Origin of the sequence: Microcoleus sp. Pol11C3 (assembly GCF_036701485.1) — a bacterium.
In the GTDB taxonomy this organism is placed as follows: Bacteria; Cyanobacteriota; Cyanobacteriia; order Cyanobacteriales; family Microcoleaceae; genus Microcoleus.
Genome location: NZ_JAUBQW010000088.1, coordinates 12,314 through 27,880, shown reverse-complemented (window position 1 = coordinate 27,880; position 15,567 = coordinate 12,314). Strand labels below are relative to the sequence as shown.

Below are 15,567 nucleotides of genomic sequence, written 5' to 3'. Positions count from 1 at the left end.
CAGTATGGGGTTGTCCACGGTTTATACCTCTCTCAAAACATGAGCCTAGTTTACTTTGACTTGTGTGTACACGGTAGGGCTCTAGCCTGGGAACCGAGATCCAGAGGCTCTGCCTCGCTAACGGATAAAAATAAAAACAGGAGGCAGATGCTCATGGAATGTGTTCCCAGGCTCTAGCCTGGGAACGAGCAAACACCTACGCTTTGCGCTTCCGACGGCGAATCAGCACACTCATTACTTGCTTCGGATTAGCTGCACGTTGTAGGGGACTCCAATCGCCGACTTGGGCAAATCCCAGGCGGTACAAAGTGAGTATGGTTTCCCTGACACCCTTGGGCGAACCTGTCACCGTTACACACACGACATCCTGTTCCGATTCTGCTGCTGAGTCGTCATTTGGCCGTGCAAATTTGTTGTCGTCAGGCAAGAATTCCTGTGACATAATTATGTTCTCCTGGTTTTGGGTTTTCTAGAAAAACCCAAAAACCTAGCCGCCCCGCTTTTCAACACATAGCAGGGCGGCTACAGAGGATGTTAAGATACTCCGTTAGCCTCCAGACTGCTGTGATCAGTTTGGCGGTTAGCTGTCCATTGCTGTTACCAGCAGCTTTGGGCAGTGCAACTAGATTTTTGGGCGACGCGGGCTACTTCCTCTACAAGCAAAGCAACCTCTAACTTCAAAGCGTAGCCGCAGACGGGGGCCTCTGTCAATCCATTTGGGATTTTACCGAAAGTCAGTAAAGCAGTAAGATTAAACTGAGATGTTGCACCATTCTCAAGAACGGGCAAGATGCCCGTTCCACAAAAGATAAATTTTCTTGTGGAACAGGCATCTTGCCTGTTCATAAAAGGCTAATTGAGAATCGTGCAAGATTTAAGATTAAATGAACCGCGAGGCACGCGGACGCCAAGGAAGAGAAAGAAAGAGATGCAGTTATTCCTTCGCGCTCTTGGCGTCTTCGCGGTTCGTTCACATAATGAAAAAGCCCTATAATTTCGGTCTTAGCAAAATTAGCTGTTTTGACAAGATCGATCGCACTTCATCCAATCCCATCTCCACATTCCCTAAAATCTCCCCAACAGTCTTCCCACCACCTTGTAGGGGCGGTGCCCCCGTGCCCGCCCCGGCTTGGGGGGATACGCAACCTTGCAAAAACTCAAATTCAGCACTTGACAAATTGAGCAATTGGTAGTTGCAATCAAACACTTGTTGACTCGGCCAACCGTGCATACAACCACTCAACTCTGGAATTGCCACCAAAAGTGCTTCATCGTCCGACCAATCAATTTTATTAATCGGCTTTTTGCCCAAGAAAAACTCGTAATGAGTGATTTCCGTATCCAACAATTCAATTAATCGATAAAGCTCCCGTTCCGTCAAACCCTGAGCTCTTTCTATCAATTCCGGCGCTTTACCCAAAAGTCTTTCTAACTGCCAATATCCCGGATTTGAAAAACCAATAAATTCCAATCCCGAAGCATCAATTAACTCGAACAAAGTCTCGATATTGTAGTCAATTTCCTGCGGGTGAACGTACATATCAGCAAAACATTCATCCCGCTGATTTTCTCCTGCCCAACGCTGTTTTTCGTACTTGACAAGACGGTTGTTTTCTGGTAAAGAAGCAAAGATTTGACGACCGACTTTCACACCATCGGGATAGTCACCTTTTTGCGGGCCTTGAAGAAGGGCGATCGCCCTTTGCATGAGTTGAATTTCCCAGCGTCCGAGCTCAGCATACACAAAAATGTGCATCAAACCGCCGCTAGCCAACTTCGCCGCCAGCGCTTGAATGCCCCGGATCGGATCGGGTAAGTGGTGCAGCACGCCCACGCAGTTGATCAAATCAAACTCGCCCTCTAACTCGGCGGCATCGTACAAGCTGAGGTGGCGAAAATCAGCTTCGCGCGCTCCCGATCGCCGACAGCGTTCTTGTGCTACCTTCAAAGCACCCGCACTCAGGTCGATCGCCGTTACCGAAGCTTCAGGATTGAGGTGAATCAGATAATCGGTGCTCGAACCAGTGCCGCAGCCAGCGTCTAAAATCCGAATATCGAGTTTTGGCGGCTTTTGGCCGATGCAAAAATTGTAAGCATCAGGCCAACTCCAGCGCCAGTTATACCCAGGGGGCGGTTCATCTGACAAAGGATCGGGCGGGAAAGGGAAAGTATCGTAAAGCCGCCGCACGGCAGCACTGATATCAGGCGTAGTATCCATAAGTGAGGCAATTGTGCGTGAGTTTGGAGATTAGTTGTCAGTAGCTACGGACGAACAGCGCGACGCGATGCACTTCTATTGCTGCGTTACTGGCAACCAAAGTGGCGTCTCGCCAAGTTGGGAAGCCTAAGAGAGAGCGATCGGGCGATCGACTAACCCCTGGTAGCCAAGCCCTGACAGCTTCTGCGTAATAAAACTTATCATTTTTTCTCATATACGCTCGCTTAAATCTATACAATAAATCTCGGCAGGCTTTTTAACAAACAAGGACTGTCAATAACCCACTGCTACCGCTGAGCTTTCGGGTAAAGCGGAGGCGTCTTTAAGCAGAAAGTTAAACGCCCAGAAAAAGGCCGAAGAAAATTTTTGATTTTCTTTTCCCTTAATTGACGGCACTGGCTGCAATCGCCCAAAGGCAACTCTCCTGCCGAGTCTTTTTTTCCACGGGTATACCGGCGGATCGCAGCGGAGGGAGTACCCCGTGCCTGCCTTCGGATCGGACATTTCCCGGCAGGCAGAAAGATGAAACCAAAACATTTTAATCTAAGAAAGTAAGCGCGCCCGAACCTCGTGACAGGTAAAGGCAAAAAGTAAACAAAGCAAAAATACCTACTTTGACCTGCATCAGAAGGCAAGGTTAGTCTGGTTAAATGCTGCAACTATTTGGATAGGGAGCTAAGGAGTCTAATGACTGTAAAGGCAAGTGGTGGAAGCTCGGTTGCGCGTCCGCAACTATATCAAACTGTACCGGTCGCAACAATTTCGCAAGCAGAACAGCAAGACCGCTTTCTACAGCGGGGCGAACTCAGCGAACTAGCAAGTTATTTCAGTTCCGGGGCTCTTCGGATCGATATCTCTGCGACGCTGACCCAAAACTCGGAACTGATAGTATCCCGCGCAGCCAACCGGATTTTTACCGGCGGTTCCCCGCTGGCATTTTTGGAAAGACCACAAGAACCTACGATGGCTGTAGCAGGCGCGGCTCGCGGCGGCTCGGGGAATGTCTCTGAAGGCATGAAACTGGGAACAGTTACCTACGTTGAAGGTCGCGCAGGCGGCGGGGGCAACGGCTCAGGCGGCGGCGGATTCTTGGGGCTGGGAAATCTGTTTTCTGGCAACGGTGGCGGCTACAGCGGCCCAATCCCAGCAGGATTTCAGCCGATAAATGTCTCGCGCTACGGCCCGGGCAACATGACCAAATCTCTGCGGGATTTGAGCTGGTTTTTGCGCTACATCACCTACGCGATCGTCGCGGGCGACCCGAATATTATTTCGGTGAACGTGCGCGGATTGCGGGAAATCATCGAAAATGCTTGCTCTTCCGCAGCCACAATTGTGGCAATGCAGGAAATGAAGGCAGCATCTTTGGGCTATTTCAGAAACAATGCAGAGGCCGCGGCGATCGTCGGACAGTATTTCGACGTAGCAATTACCGAATTCAAAGCTCCCACACCTTCCGACAAGGTGCGGCAGCGCGAAAGCAACGACCAGCAAGGCTTGCAACTGCCTCAAATCTACTTCAACGCAGCCGAGCGACGGTCGAAATTCGTCATGAAAACCGGCCTGTCTTCGGCCGAAAAGCTCGAAGTAATCAAAGCAGCTTACCGCCAAGTATTCGAGCGCGACATTAGCCGCGCATACAGCCAAAGCATTTCTGACTTGGAATCCAAGGTCAAAAATGGCGAAATCTCAATGAAAGAGTTTATTCGCCGCCTGGGCAAATCTCCTCTGTACCGCCAGCAATTCTACGAGCCGTTTGTCAACAGCCGTGCTGTAGAATTGGCCGCCCGCCACTTCTTGGGCCGCGGTTTGAGCTCGCGGGAGGAATTTAGCAAGTATTTTGCGATCGTCACTAAAGGCGGCTTGGCAGGTCTCGTAGATGCAATGGTCTATTCCCAGGAATATTCCGACTACTTCGGCGAAGAAACCGTGCCTTACCTGCGCGGTTTGGGCCAAGAAGCTCAGGAATGCCGCAACTGGGGCCCGCAAATTGATTTGTTCAATTTCAGCGCTCCGTTCCGCAAGGTTCCTCAGTTCATCACCTTGTTTGCGGGCTACACTCAGCCGCTACCAGACCAGCACGTTTACGGTATTGGCAATGACCCCTTAGAAATTCAGTTCGGCGCGATTTTCCCGCAAGAAACTCGCAACCCCAAGAACCGTCCAGCTCCCTTCGGCAAAGACACTCGCCGTATCCTGATCCGTCAAGGTGCGGGGATTGAAAATCAATTGAGCAACCCGCAAGCCCGCGGCAAGGCTCCAGGCTCTCTGGGCCCCAAGGTCTTTAAACTAGACCAGTTACCAGGCGGCTATGTGGCTTCCAAGAAAACTGCCCGCGGTGTCTCTAGCAGCTACAGCAGTGCTTCCAGTGTCAAATTTACCGAAAGTTCCACTCAAGCGGTGATTCGGGCAGCTTACCTGCAAGTGTTCGGTCGCGATGTGTTCGATGGCCAACGCCAAAAGGTGGCGGAAATTAAGCTGGAAAACGGCGACATTCCGATGCGCGAGTTTATTCGGATGTTGGCGAAGTCTGACGTGTTCCGCAATATGTACTGGAGCAAGCTCTACGTTTGTAAGGCGATCGAGTACATTCACCGCCGACTCCTGGGACGCCCTACCTATGGCCGTCAGGAAATGAACGCTTACTTTGACATTTGCGCTAAGAAGGGTTTCTACGCGCTGGTTGATAGCATCATGGACAGCACGGAGTACAACGAAGCTTTTGGGGAAGATACAGTACCCTACGAGCGCTATGTAACTCCCGCTGGTTTGTCGATGCGGACGATGCGATCGGGTTCCGTCGCTGAGCAAAATGTCCAAGCTGTGACGCCCGAAACTCCTCGGTTTATTGAACTGGGTGCAGCAGGCGATCGGGGCGATATCGAGTTGCAAAGTCGGATTGCTCAAGGTGTCAGCAAGCGGCGTGAACAAACTAAGGTGTTCAAGTTGACGACTACTTCGGACAAAGTAGCTTTAAAAACTTTAATTCAAGCTGCTTACCGTCAAGTTTTTGAGCGCGACATCAACCCATATGTTGTGAAGAATGAATTCACGGCCCTGGAAAGCAAACTGGGCAACAATGAAATCAATCTCAAGGAGTTCATTGAGGCTTTGGGCTGCTCCTCGCTGTACGTTAAACAGTTCTACGCACCTTATCCCAATACTAAGGTGATTGAGTTGGGAACGAAGCACTTCTTGGGCCGCGCTCCCCGCAATCAAGCGGAGATTCGGACGTACAACCAAATCTTGGCAAGTAAAGGGATTAAGGGGTTTATCAACGCAATGTTGAACAGCGTTGAATATGCCGAGGCGTTTGGCGAGGATACTGTTCCTTACCGTCGCTTCCCGACTCTGCCTGCGGCGAATTTCCCAAATACCGAAAGGCTGTACAATCTACTCACCAAGCAGAATGATGAGTTGGTGGTTCCAAGCTTTGAGCCAGTAGCTGCTACTGACAGAAGCTAGATTGATTGGAGTTTTGAGATGTTAGATTACTGCTAATTTAACATCTCAAATTAGTTGAAGGGCTGGTATAATTGCCAGCCCTTTTTTTATAGGATATTCACTTTGGGCGATCGAGGTCGCGGAGGATTGTGATTTTGTAGTAAGAGACTGGAGATCGTCTCTTACATCCAAAATATTTAAGTGTTTCCTCTAATAACTTGTGGTTAATAAAAACTGAGTGGTAAGGTTAGGAAAATGATTGGTACAACACTGCAAGATCGCTATCTCATTAAAGAAAAATTAGGTTCGGGTGGTTTTGGCGAAACTTATCTAGCCGAATCCCCACAAAAACTCTCGGTTCCTCACCGTAAATGCGTTGTTAAACTGCTAAAACCTAACAGAAAAGACGATTCAGATATGGTTAGCCGTTTTAAGCATGAAGCTTAAATTTTAATAACGCTTGGTAAGGAGCATGACCAAATTCCCAAGTATATCGATTATTTTGAGGAAAATCAAGACTTTTATATTGTTTAGGAGTATATTGAAGGACATGACCTGAGCAACGAAATCACTGTCGGTAAACCCTGGAGTGAGGATGAGGTGCTCGAACTGTTACAAGGGGTGCTGAAAGTGCTGGCTTATGTACATGAGCAGGGTGTAATTCATAGAGATATCAAGCCCAGCAACATTATGCGACGATATTCAGATCATAAGCTAATCTTAATTGACTTTGGTGCTGCTAAAAAAGAGATTTCTGGGGCAGTGAATATCTCCAGCACAATTGAGATTGGTACTCGACTTTATATGCCAAGTGAACAATCTCAGGGCAATCCACAGTTTGCAAGCGATATCTATGCTGTAGGACTAATGGCAATCCAAGCTGTAACAGGGTTAGCAGTTGGTGAAATTAGCAGAGATAATAAATTTGAATTTATCTTGCCTGATGCGGTCAATGTCAGCAAATGGTTAGCAGATATTTTGACCAAAATGGTACGGTATGATTTCCGCCACCGCTACACAGATGCAACTGAAGTATTACACGCCTTAAAACTGACTACAGCAGAATTAGAACCCCTGGATAATTTACCAGTACCATTTCAGGAATCTGGTAAGTGGGGCTATGAAACTCGGACAGGTGAGGTAGTAATTCACCCTCAATTTAATTCAGCGCAAAAATTTTCCGAAGGGCTGGCAAGAGTTGGGCTAGGTTATCATGTTGGTTATATCGATAAAACAGGCAAAATAGTTATCGACCCTAACTACTTATGGGGTGGCAAATTTTGTGAAGGGCTAGCAAGGGTAAGAAGTGTTAATAAAACTTTTGGTTACATCAATAAAGAAGGTAATCCAATCAATAAACAGCAATTAGACGGGGCTTTAGACTTCGGCGAAGGATTCGCCCCTGTCATGATAAATAATAAGTGGGGCTACATGGATCAGAATGGTGAGATTGTTATCGAACCACAGTTTGAGGAGGCTGAAAAATTTTATAACGGGCTGGCAAGGGTGAGAAATGGTTGGCAATCGCACACTATTGACAAAGCGGGCAATTTGATTGATTAGCCTGTAAAACTTAAGAAGTTTTCACATTTTCAAGACTTCCTCAAGCATCATAAAAGTCGAAGGGGAATGAACAACTATGCCTGGACAGATCGGAAAGTATAAACGAACTCCTATTAATCAAGTTTTAGACATATTCAAAACAGTAGTAATTGGATTTGCCTATACTTGTGTTCATAATTAGGATGCCGATGCAGTGATAGCGAGCACAGATGAGAATGATTGCGATTTTGTTGCTATAGCGTCGGCTGTGGTATAATAGAGTTTGTCTCCCACGCTGACTCAAAATATTATGTACACAAAGTTTTTATTAATGCTTGGATCTAGCTTGTTAGTTTATGCTTTAAGTGGATATGGAAATTCTAATAAAACACAAAATACTCGCGAACATTCTAATATAGCAAACTCAACAAATATTCCCAGTTTTGTAAATACTTCTAATTCAACTTTAACATTCTCTTCCTATTCTACAAATGTTGCATCAAATAATGTAAAATTAACGGGTAAGATTGTTTTTACTTGTGATTTAAAGAAAGAGGTAGTTGAAAAATTAGGTATGAAATATATTAAAGAAGTACCTAACGGGGCTTATGTCACTAATCTTTTTGGTGCAGGAGGAGCAGAAATCGTCGTTAAGAATAGTAAGGATAGTATTATTGGATTAGCCAAAGCAAATAGGGATGGCTCGTTTAATATACCTCTAACAAAAGATAATTTTTATAAAATTTCAATTAACTTTAAATCAAAAAAGATAGAAAAGGTTTTGTCAATCAATGATTTGAATAATTTGGCAATAGATTTAGGAAGGTTTTCTGGTAAAGAAATTTTGGATAAATAAAACAAAATAGTTTCTGGGATGATAATTTCTCCTTACCAGGCTCAGCCTGGTAAGGCACATCTAGAGGCTTAGCCTCGCGTTGAGATAATTATTGAAATTGGTAAAATTTTAACATCCGTTTGATTTTTCGCAACTGTCTTTCATATTTCCTGAAAGCCAGCTAGATGCGATTGGTTAAAGCCTGTGCAGGTTTTAGGATAAGTGTCAAGCGATTTTATTTCACCCAATCAGCACACAAGTAGTCGGGAAGAATGCTAAAGCCAAATCCGCATTCCACGGCTTGTCTAATTGCTCTTAAATCGGGAATAAGCTGTTCATCATTTAAATTTTCGAGGCTATCTAAGCCAGTAAAGGATTTCAACCTCTGAAATACGCATTTTAAATGTGCAACAGCTTAATTAGTTTGGGTTGAACGCCGATTATTCTGCCAAACACCAGGCGCTAAAAGCGGCGGGCGATCGGCAATTCTTCACTGTAAGTAATCCCAAGTTGAGTTAACAGTCATTGAGACAGTGGGTTTAAATCTGCTTGACTGATTCCTTCAGAAATCGGAACATCGCATTTGGCGACCCGACTAGCCCGAAATTTTACTCGAATAGCAATTCATATTCGATATCAGACAAGGTAATTTTTTGGGTAGCCATTACAATGTCTAGCTTTCCGGCTTTGAGTTGTTGGATTAACTCTGCTGTTAACCCAAATTGTACAGTGTAAAAAGTGCGATCGTCCTGTGGTAATTGACCCAGAAGTCGATCGGTAAAAAATTCTTGGGGCGTACCGATTCTGATGGTTTGTGGAGTTTCGGCGGTTGAGTTTTTGTGCGGAATTGATTCGAGTTTCTCATCGCACCAGCAATTTGAGTATAAAATCTTTGTCCCGATTCCGTGGGAACAATCCGCCTCGGAGTCCTTTGAAACAAGGGATTTCCCAAAGCTGACTCTCTTGCTGCGACGTGTTGGCTAACAGATTGCGTGAGGTGGAGAACTTGGGCGGCCCGGGATACGGTTCCCACGCGGTAAACGTCGATCGAGCTGCGATACCATTCAAAGTTAATCATAAATAGATTTATACCAGCTCTAAAATTTTATAATTTGTATTTTAGATAAATTCGACCTAGGATCAGAACAACAGGCACAAACACACCTGATAGTAAGAGGAATAGACGATGACTAGCCAAAAAGTTCTGATTGTTTTAACCAGCCACGATACACTGGGCGACACTGGTAAAGAAACGGGTTTTTATCTCCCAGAGGTGACGCATCCATTGGACGCATTTACTCAGGCAGGATTAACGGTAGATTTTGTCAGCCCCAAAGGCGGTAAAGCTCCAATGGTTGGGGTAGATTTAGAAGACCCGCTAAATCAGGCTTTTTTAGAGGATATCCGACATGTGGCGCAAGTGGAAAATACTCTCAATCCTGCACAAATTGACCCCGCAGAATATGGCGCTATTTTCTACGCTGGGGGACACGGTACAATGTGGGATTTTGCCGATAACCAGGAACTTGCTGCGATTGCTGCTGCTATTTACGAAGCAGATGGCATTGTGGGTGCTGTCTGTCACGGGCCCGCGGCGTTAGTTAATCTTAAGTTGTCGGATGGTGAGTACCTGGTTGCAAATAAGACTGTGGCTGCTTTTACTAATGAAGAGGAAGCCGCTGTGGGACTGACTGAAATAGTGCCGTTTTTGCTGGAGTCGAAATTAATTGAACGCGGCGCTAATTTTACGAAAGTTCCTAATTTTCAGGCTCATGTTGTAGCGAGCGAGAGGCTCGTCACAGGCCAAAATCCCGCTTCGGCTGCTGGTGTCGGTCACAAAATGGTAGAATTGCTCAAAAATAAGTAGATCCCAAAAAAATATCACACTCAGAAACCCGGTTTCTTAAACAACACCTTCGCGCCTAAGTCAAAATGCTGTAAGAAAGTAGGTTGGGTTGAGGGACTCGTACCCAACGCCATCAATTTTAGATTTTAGATTTTAGATTTTAGATGTTTGCTCCAATCTAAAATCTAAAATCGCCAATCTAAAATCTGTTGTTGGTTTCGCTTCACAAGAACCCAACCTACTGGGAAAATGGCGAAGGTATTATTAAAACAACCTGGTTCTGGGACACCTAATTACCACCTATTTTCTTCGGTTAACCGTACTCCAATAGCAAATTTTATCCGAGAACCTTACTGCCAAATTTTCGTCTGTGATGTCAATGAAGTCGCGCTCGCTATCCGAGGATAAATTACTGAGTTAGGGTAGATTTTAGTGAGTTTTATTTATTCCCAGTACCCCAAAATAAAGTATAATTTTGGAGTGCGGATTTAGGCAAGCATCAAGATATTGATTTCCCCGTAAAACAGCGAAATAAACTGAGAATTTGTGCTGATTATTACGATAGCGAAATGAATAAGCTATTAGGGCATAATGTTGTGAAAGATGGAACAGGGTATGGAACTAAATTTACAGAAATTTTATAGAGCCTGCAATCCCAGCTACACCCTGGCAGTAGCAAATCAAGAAGACCGACAATACTATATAGATTTCTCTTCAGTGCGGGGCGGCACAATCGTAGAACAATTGGAGCGCACCATCAGCCGTCTGTCCCCCGATGCACCTACCTGTCAACTATTCACCGGTCACATCGGCTCTGGTAAATCAACTGAATTGCTGCGGCTGCAAGCTCAATTGCAGCAACAAGGATTTCATGTTGTTTACTTTGAGTCGAGTAAAGACTTAGATATGGCTGATGTAGATATCACTGACATTTTGTTGAGCGTTGCTCGTCAGGTGAGCGAAAGCATCGAGAAAATGAAAATCAAGCTGCAACCGACGGGTTTTAAAGCTTTGCTCAAAGGGGTTGCTGATGTTTTTCAAACTCAAATAGACTTGAGCGCTGAAGCTAATATCCCTGGTTTGGGGGAAATAAATGCCAGCACGGAGGGAGAATTTTCTCTGGCGTTGGGAATTGGCAAAATTACTGCTAAAGCGAAAGATGCTCCGAATCTGCGATCGGAGTTGAGGCAATATTTGGAGCCACGAACTAACGTAATTTTAGATGCGCTGAATAAGGAGTTGCTGGAGCCGGCTAATCAAGAACTCAAACGCCAAGGGAAACAAGGACTTGTCGTAATTATCGACAATCTCGATCGCATACACCTGTGCGCGAAACCGACGGGGCGGCTTCAGCCGGAATACCTGTTTGTCGATCGCGGCGAACAGTTGGCAAGACTAAATTGTCACGTCGTGTATACAATTCCCTTGGTGCTGATTTTCTCTAACGATTTGGGCCAGTTGACCAATCGATTTGGGGTAGATCCAAAGGTTTTGCCGATGGTGCCGGTGCAGTTGAGCGACGGTTCTGAGTGCTCTGAGGGTGTGGAATTGCTGCGGCAGATGGTTCTGGCGCGGGCTTTTCCAACGGTGCGCCCTTCACAGCGCTATGCTTTGGTTGGCAAAGTTTTCGACTCTGCGGAAACTCTCGATCGCCTGTGTCGAGTCAGTGGGGGTCATGTCCGCAATTTGCTGCAACTGCTGTATAGCTGTCTGCAGAAACAAGACCCTCCTCTGTCGCGGGAAACTTTGGAAAATGTGATCATCCAGCGCCGCCACCAGCTTACTTTGGCGATCGAGCCTGATGAGTGGCAATTGCTGCGCCAAGTATCCGCTGCCAAAACTGTGAGTGGGGAAACTAAATACCAAATCTTGCTGCGTAGTCTCTGGGTGTTTGAATACCGTTACGGCGAGGATTACTGGTTTGATGTCAATCCGATTTTGGCTGACGCCAAAGAGTTTCGGCAAACAGTTGACAGTTGACGGTTGACGGTTGACAGTTGACAGTTGACAGTTGACGATTGAAATCGCTTAAGAGTCAAACGAAGTCCGAGCAGAGGGGGACTAAAGAATAAGGGCGGTATTGTAGCAGGAGCTGGTATGAAAACTCACAACAGTCAACCGTTAACAGTCAACAGTCAACCGTCAACCGTCAACTAACAAAAATGATTAAAGGCACTACTAAACTGTTAGGAGTAATTGGCCATCCCGTCGCACATTCTCTGTCGCCGGCGATGCACAATGCTGCTATTTCCCACTTGGGAGTCGATTTTGTTTACCTGCCGTTTCCGGTAAAACCAGGGGATTTAAAAGCTGCTCTTGCAGGATTTGCGGCGATCGGCGTTCGGGGATTTAGCATCACGATTCCCCACAAACAAGCCATCTTACCGCTACTGTCGTCCGTTTCCCCGATCGCCCGAGCGATTGGCGCAGTCAATACCGTATACCTGACTGACAAAGGTTGGTGCGGTACAAATACAGACGTTGAAGGCTTTCTAGCGCCGCTGCAAACCCCCGTTTACCAAGCTAAGGGGGGTTCTGATTGGAGTCAGAAAGTAGCGGTAATTTTGGGGAATGGCGGGGCGGCGAGAGCTGTTGTGGCTGGATGCGCTCAATTGGGATGTGCAGAGATTCACGTTGTTGGCCGCAACGAACAAAATTTAGCGGAATTTCAGCAGAGTTGGGTCAATTCTCCGATGCCCGTGCAGAATTTGCAGGTGCATACTTGGGATAATTTGTCAATGTTAATCTCGCAGGCAAATTTGCTGGTGAACACGACGCCTGTGGGGATGTATCCGCAGGGGGAAAAGTCGCCGATTCCGGCTGGTGCGCTCGATCGAATTTCCGCAGGTGCGATCGTCTATGATTTAATTTACACCCCTAATCCTACCCAGTTTCTCAAAGATGCACAGCTTCGGGGAGCGCGAGCTATTGACGGACTTGAAATGCTAGTTCAACAAGGAGCAGCAGCCTTAAAAATTTGGCTGGATAAAGAATCCGTCCCAGTTGATGTGATGCGCCAAGCCTTGCGACAGCATTTAGGCCTAGACTAATGCCATTTCTTCAAAAAGTAGCTGTAGTTTTCCGAATTCGTATAAGTAGAAATTTGAGGCTGAATTCGCGCTAAGCTGAAAATTAAAATATACTTACCCCCCCATTTATGAAATTTCGAGCTATCAGTCTTTTTTTTGCTACTTGCCTAATCGGAATTTTTAGTTTGGTATTCACTCCACCTGCTTGGGCTCTGACGCCGATTAAACTTTCCGACCTTTCTTATCACGAATGTCCGGCAGAAATGGCAGAAGGAACAGTCACCAGCGGCAGTTCTATGGAAGCTACCTGCTTTTTGATTACTGGGAAAGCCGAAAATAGCAGCGGCAAACCAGTTGTCAATGCCGATATTTTCGGCCGCATTTATGATGCCGACGACAATCCAGTGATGCAAAACCGCACTCGCTTGGGTTCTATAGAAGAAGTTCCTCCCGGAGTTAGCGATTTTCAGCTCAGAATTTCGGTTGCCGCCAATCAACGAACACCTTTGAAGCTCAAGCAATTTAAAGCTACAGGTTTTACTGGCGTGGTTCGCCGCTAACGAAACTCTTTGAGATTTTAGATGGCTGTTGAGAAACTGCGATGCAGTTTGAGATTTGAGATTGTTGAGTGGCGGGCAATTTCTCATTTTTAATGTAAGATTAACTCCCCAGCTTTTCAACCGGGGAGTTAATCTAAAAATGTCAAATCTAAAATTTAGTTGCAGGCAGCTAGGTCTGGCAAACAATTTACGCTCGAAGCTTAAAAACTTAAGCTTTTCAAACTACAAAGATGTTTGCAAGTTGGTCAAAAGACCGATCAAGAATTCCGAGCCGAACTGAAGTACAAAAAACGCAATCATGGGCGAAAAGTCAATCCCTCCCAAGGGGGGGATAATCGATCGGAATAGATTCAGGTAAGGATCTGTTAACTGACTCAAAATCGAAAACGGGGGGTCGTACCAATTGATATTGGGGAACCAGCTTAAAAGCACCCTAAAAATCATCAGGACTAGATAGATTTGCAGAAATGTCGCTAGCGTGGTTGCCAAAAGGCCTATGGAAGAACTCATAAATTTTGCTTGTAGTTTGAGTAAAGTTTACAGACACTTTAAGTTTGAGTTTAGCATAGCTGGAGGAGTGGGGGGAGTGGGAGTTGGGGAGACCAGGAGCGTTTTTGTTGTTCCTTGTTGCTTCTGTCTCCCCCTTTTAGCTGGAAAGATGAAGAGAGAACTGTGCGACCGTTGACCGATCGCCCGCATAGATCTGCCAGACTAATCTAAAATTTTAAATGGATTCAGGAGTCTTGGGTGATCGAACCCTCGCCGCCGTGCGCCTGCGCGTTGCCGTTTACGTCGCCGAGTTGCAGCCGCACGTCATCTATTGCCTGATTTAGCTGAGCAATTTTATCTTCTAAACTCAGCCTTGCTACTTCCATGCTGTCGGCTTCGAGTTGACTGGCTTTCCTCTGGCGGATCTTTCTTGTCTTTGCTTCTGAAGGTTCACTCAGCAAAGCTTCAGCAGCGCGCCGCGACAGTACCGTGCCCAAAACTGCACCTACCAAGCCGCCAACAGCAGCTCCGGCAATAAATCCCCCTGTAAAACCCTCTCGATTGCTCATGGCTCAACTCAACTGCGCGATATTTCTTTGATTTGTTTATTTTGACACTATTGGCTGGAGAAACCGACAGACGATCGTTCGATTTTAGATTTTAGACTTTTGATTAAAGAATTGAGAGGGCGATCGGGAAAATGAGCCGGAGGGACAAAAGCCCAAAGGCGCATCAAGTCGGTTAGTTGTCAGGTAAGGCGAGAATTCCGACTTCCGAGTTAAAGCGGATCATTTCCAAAGATCGATCGCCATAAAGATCTTCAATGTGCTCCAAGCAGCACTCGATCGCGAAATCGTTCAATTCAGCAGGCTCAATGCCGTACATATCCTGAAACACTTCTGAGTCTACCCGACAAAAGCGCGGTCGATCGCCATAAATTCCGCATTCTCGGGTCGCTTTGTCAAAATTGATACACCAACCGTCCTCTCCGACTAAGCTCAAATAGAGCGCTAATTCGTCTTCAGATAAATACTCGTCTAAGTCAGGGCGTTCTGTTGGGTCGAGGTAACAACAAGCACCGCACTGCTTTACGCAACGCCAAGTAGCCATAGTTTGATTTTAGATTTTAGATTTTAGATTTTAGATTTTAGATTCGGAGCATGATGTGGAAAATGCCAAACTTTAGGAGATTGGGGCTCTTTAAGTATATCAATTGCCAGCGCCGGAGGCGGATATCCCGAAGGGGCGGTGCGATAGTTTGATTTTAGATTTTAGATTCGGATCATTTTCCGAGAAGGGGCATCAAGTCCCTGGTTTCTTGTGACTGAGAGGTCGATCGTAGTTTACATTTTGTTGAATTTTGTAAAGTTCCTTAAAAAATATGGTCGATCGCCCGGTAAAATCAGAAGCGGATTTTCTAATTCAACAATCTAGACTTAATCACTACAGTCAGGAGGACACATGGACTTTATAACCGATCTTTTCAGTGGTATGGCTGGTGTAGACTACCAACTTATTATTCAGGTAGCTTTACTCGCAGCAGTCGTGCTTTCGGGCCCGATCGTGATTTTTCTGCTGGCAGCTAAAGGCGGCGACTTGTAATT

The 15,567-nt window shown here is 45.9% G+C and carries 18 protein-coding genes; 9 read left to right on the top strand and 9 right to left on the bottom strand.

What is annotated here, in order from left to right; all coding sequences use genetic code 11:
• Window positions 1–196: 196 nt before the first annotated feature.
• The 5 genes from QUA40_RS19115 to QUA40_RS19095 all read right to left on the bottom strand — a co-directional run bounded on the left by QUA40_RS19115 (window position 197) and on the right by QUA40_RS19095 (window position 2,755).
• Window positions 197–442 (bottom strand): hypothetical protein, encoded by a 246-nt coding sequence (locus tag QUA40_RS19115; protein WP_333128634.1) that lies wholly within the window; start codon window positions 440–442, stop codon window positions 197–199.
• Window positions 443–597: 155 nt separating this feature from the next.
• Entirely contained in the window at window positions 598–846 is a 249-nt protein-coding gene (locus QUA40_RS19110) for a hypothetical protein (protein WP_333128632.1), read from the bottom strand.
• A gap of 142 nt (window positions 847–988) precedes the next feature.
• Window positions 989–2,218, bottom strand: coding sequence for a class I SAM-dependent methyltransferase (locus QUA40_RS19105; protein WP_333128630.1), 1,230 nt, complete (start codon window positions 2,216–2,218; stop codon window positions 989–991).
• 37 nt (window positions 2,219–2,255) lie between these two features.
• Window positions 2,256–2,432: a hypothetical protein gene (locus QUA40_RS19100; RefSeq protein WP_333048382.1), complete on the bottom strand. Its 177-nt coding sequence runs from the start codon at window positions 2,430–2,432 to the stop codon at window positions 2,256–2,258.
• 59 nt (window positions 2,433–2,491) lie between these two features.
• Window positions 2,492–2,755: a hypothetical protein gene (locus QUA40_RS19095; protein ID WP_333128628.1), complete on the bottom strand. Its 264-nt coding sequence runs from the start codon at window positions 2,753–2,755 to the stop codon at window positions 2,492–2,494.
• 150 nt (window positions 2,756–2,905) lie between these two features.
• On the opposite strand from QUA40_RS19095, the gene QUA40_RS19090 reads away from it, so the two are divergent.
• The 4 genes from QUA40_RS19090 to QUA40_RS19075 all read left to right on the top strand — a co-directional run bounded on the left by QUA40_RS19090 (window position 2,906) and on the right by QUA40_RS19075 (window position 8,060).
• Window positions 2,906–5,683: a phycobilisome rod-core linker polypeptide gene (locus QUA40_RS19090; protein ID WP_333128626.1), complete on the top strand. Its 2,778-nt coding sequence runs from the start codon at window positions 2,906–2,908 to the stop codon at window positions 5,681–5,683.
• 234 nt (window positions 5,684–5,917) lie between these two features.
• Window positions 5,918–6,109 (top strand): hypothetical protein, encoded by a 192-nt coding sequence (locus tag QUA40_RS19085; RefSeq protein ID WP_333128625.1) that lies wholly within the window; start codon window positions 5,918–5,920, stop codon window positions 6,107–6,109.
• A 93-nt stretch (window positions 6,110–6,202) separates the two neighbouring features.
• Window positions 6,203–7,225, top strand: a complete 1,023-nt coding sequence (locus tag QUA40_RS19080; protein ID WP_333128642.1) for a WG repeat-containing protein — start codon at window positions 6,203–6,205, stop codon at window positions 7,223–7,225.
• A 310-nt stretch (window positions 7,226–7,535) separates the two neighbouring features.
• Entirely contained in the window at window positions 7,536–8,060 is a 525-nt protein-coding gene (locus QUA40_RS19075) for a hypothetical protein (RefSeq protein ID WP_333128623.1), read from the top strand.
• A gap of 691 nt (window positions 8,061–8,751) precedes the next feature.
• On the opposite strand, the gene QUA40_RS19070 is transcribed toward QUA40_RS19075, so the two are convergent.
• Window positions 8,752–9,117 carry a LysR family transcriptional regulator gene (locus QUA40_RS19070; protein WP_333128620.1) on the bottom strand — a complete coding sequence of 122 codons (366 nt, stop codon included), beginning with the start codon at window positions 9,115–9,117 and terminating at the stop codon, window positions 8,752–8,754.
• 108 nt (window positions 9,118–9,225) lie between these two features.
• On the opposite strand from QUA40_RS19070, the gene QUA40_RS19065 reads away from it, so the two are divergent.
• The 4 genes from QUA40_RS19065 to QUA40_RS19050 all read left to right on the top strand — a co-directional run bounded on the left by QUA40_RS19065 (window position 9,226) and on the right by QUA40_RS19050 (window position 13,474).
• The gene (locus QUA40_RS19065) at window positions 9,226–9,906 is read left to right on the top strand and encodes a type 1 glutamine amidotransferase domain-containing protein (RefSeq protein WP_333128618.1); all 681 of its coding nucleotides are present in this window, start codon (window positions 9,226–9,228) and stop codon (window positions 9,904–9,906) included.
• A 594-nt stretch (window positions 9,907–10,500) separates the two neighbouring features.
• Window positions 10,501–11,865 (top strand): P-loop NTPase fold protein, encoded by a 1,365-nt coding sequence (locus QUA40_RS19060; protein ID WP_333128615.1) that lies wholly within the window; start codon window positions 10,501–10,503, stop codon window positions 11,863–11,865.
• 182 nt (window positions 11,866–12,047) lie between these two features.
• Complete coding sequence (locus QUA40_RS19055) at window positions 12,048–12,935, top strand: shikimate dehydrogenase (RefSeq protein ID WP_333128613.1); 888 nt, start codon at window positions 12,048–12,050, stop codon at window positions 12,933–12,935.
• A 107-nt stretch (window positions 12,936–13,042) separates the two neighbouring features.
• Window positions 13,043–13,474 (top strand): hypothetical protein, encoded by a 432-nt coding sequence (locus QUA40_RS19050; protein ID WP_333128612.1) that lies wholly within the window; start codon window positions 13,043–13,045, stop codon window positions 13,472–13,474.
• Window positions 13,475–13,696: 222 nt separating this feature from the next.
• Here the strand turns inward: QUA40_RS19050 and QUA40_RS19045 are convergent, their stop codons facing one another.
• From QUA40_RS19045 to QUA40_RS19035, 3 genes are all read right to left on the bottom strand, one after another.
• A complete protein-coding gene (locus QUA40_RS19045; RefSeq protein WP_333128610.1) occupies window positions 13,697–13,984 on the bottom strand; it encodes a YggT family protein in 288 nt (95 codons plus the stop codon).
• Between the two features lie 224 nt (window positions 13,985–14,208).
• Window positions 14,209–14,532, bottom strand: a complete 324-nt coding sequence (locus tag QUA40_RS19040) for a hypothetical protein (RefSeq protein WP_333128608.1) — start codon at window positions 14,530–14,532, stop codon at window positions 14,209–14,211.
• Between the two features lie 172 nt (window positions 14,533–14,704).
• Complete coding sequence (locus tag QUA40_RS19035) at window positions 14,705–15,073, bottom strand: YkgJ family cysteine cluster protein (protein ID WP_333128606.1); 369 nt, start codon at window positions 15,071–15,073, stop codon at window positions 14,705–14,707.
• 351 nt (window positions 15,074–15,424) lie between these two features.
• Here QUA40_RS19035 and psb30 point away from each other — a divergent pair, with 351 nt between their 5' ends.
• The gene (psb30, locus tag QUA40_RS19030) at window positions 15,425–15,565 is read left to right on the top strand and encodes a photosystem II reaction center protein Ycf12/Psb30 (protein ID WP_333128604.1); all 141 of its coding nucleotides are present in this window, start codon (window positions 15,425–15,427) and stop codon (window positions 15,563–15,565) included.
• Window positions 15,566–15,567: the final 2 nt, after the last annotated feature.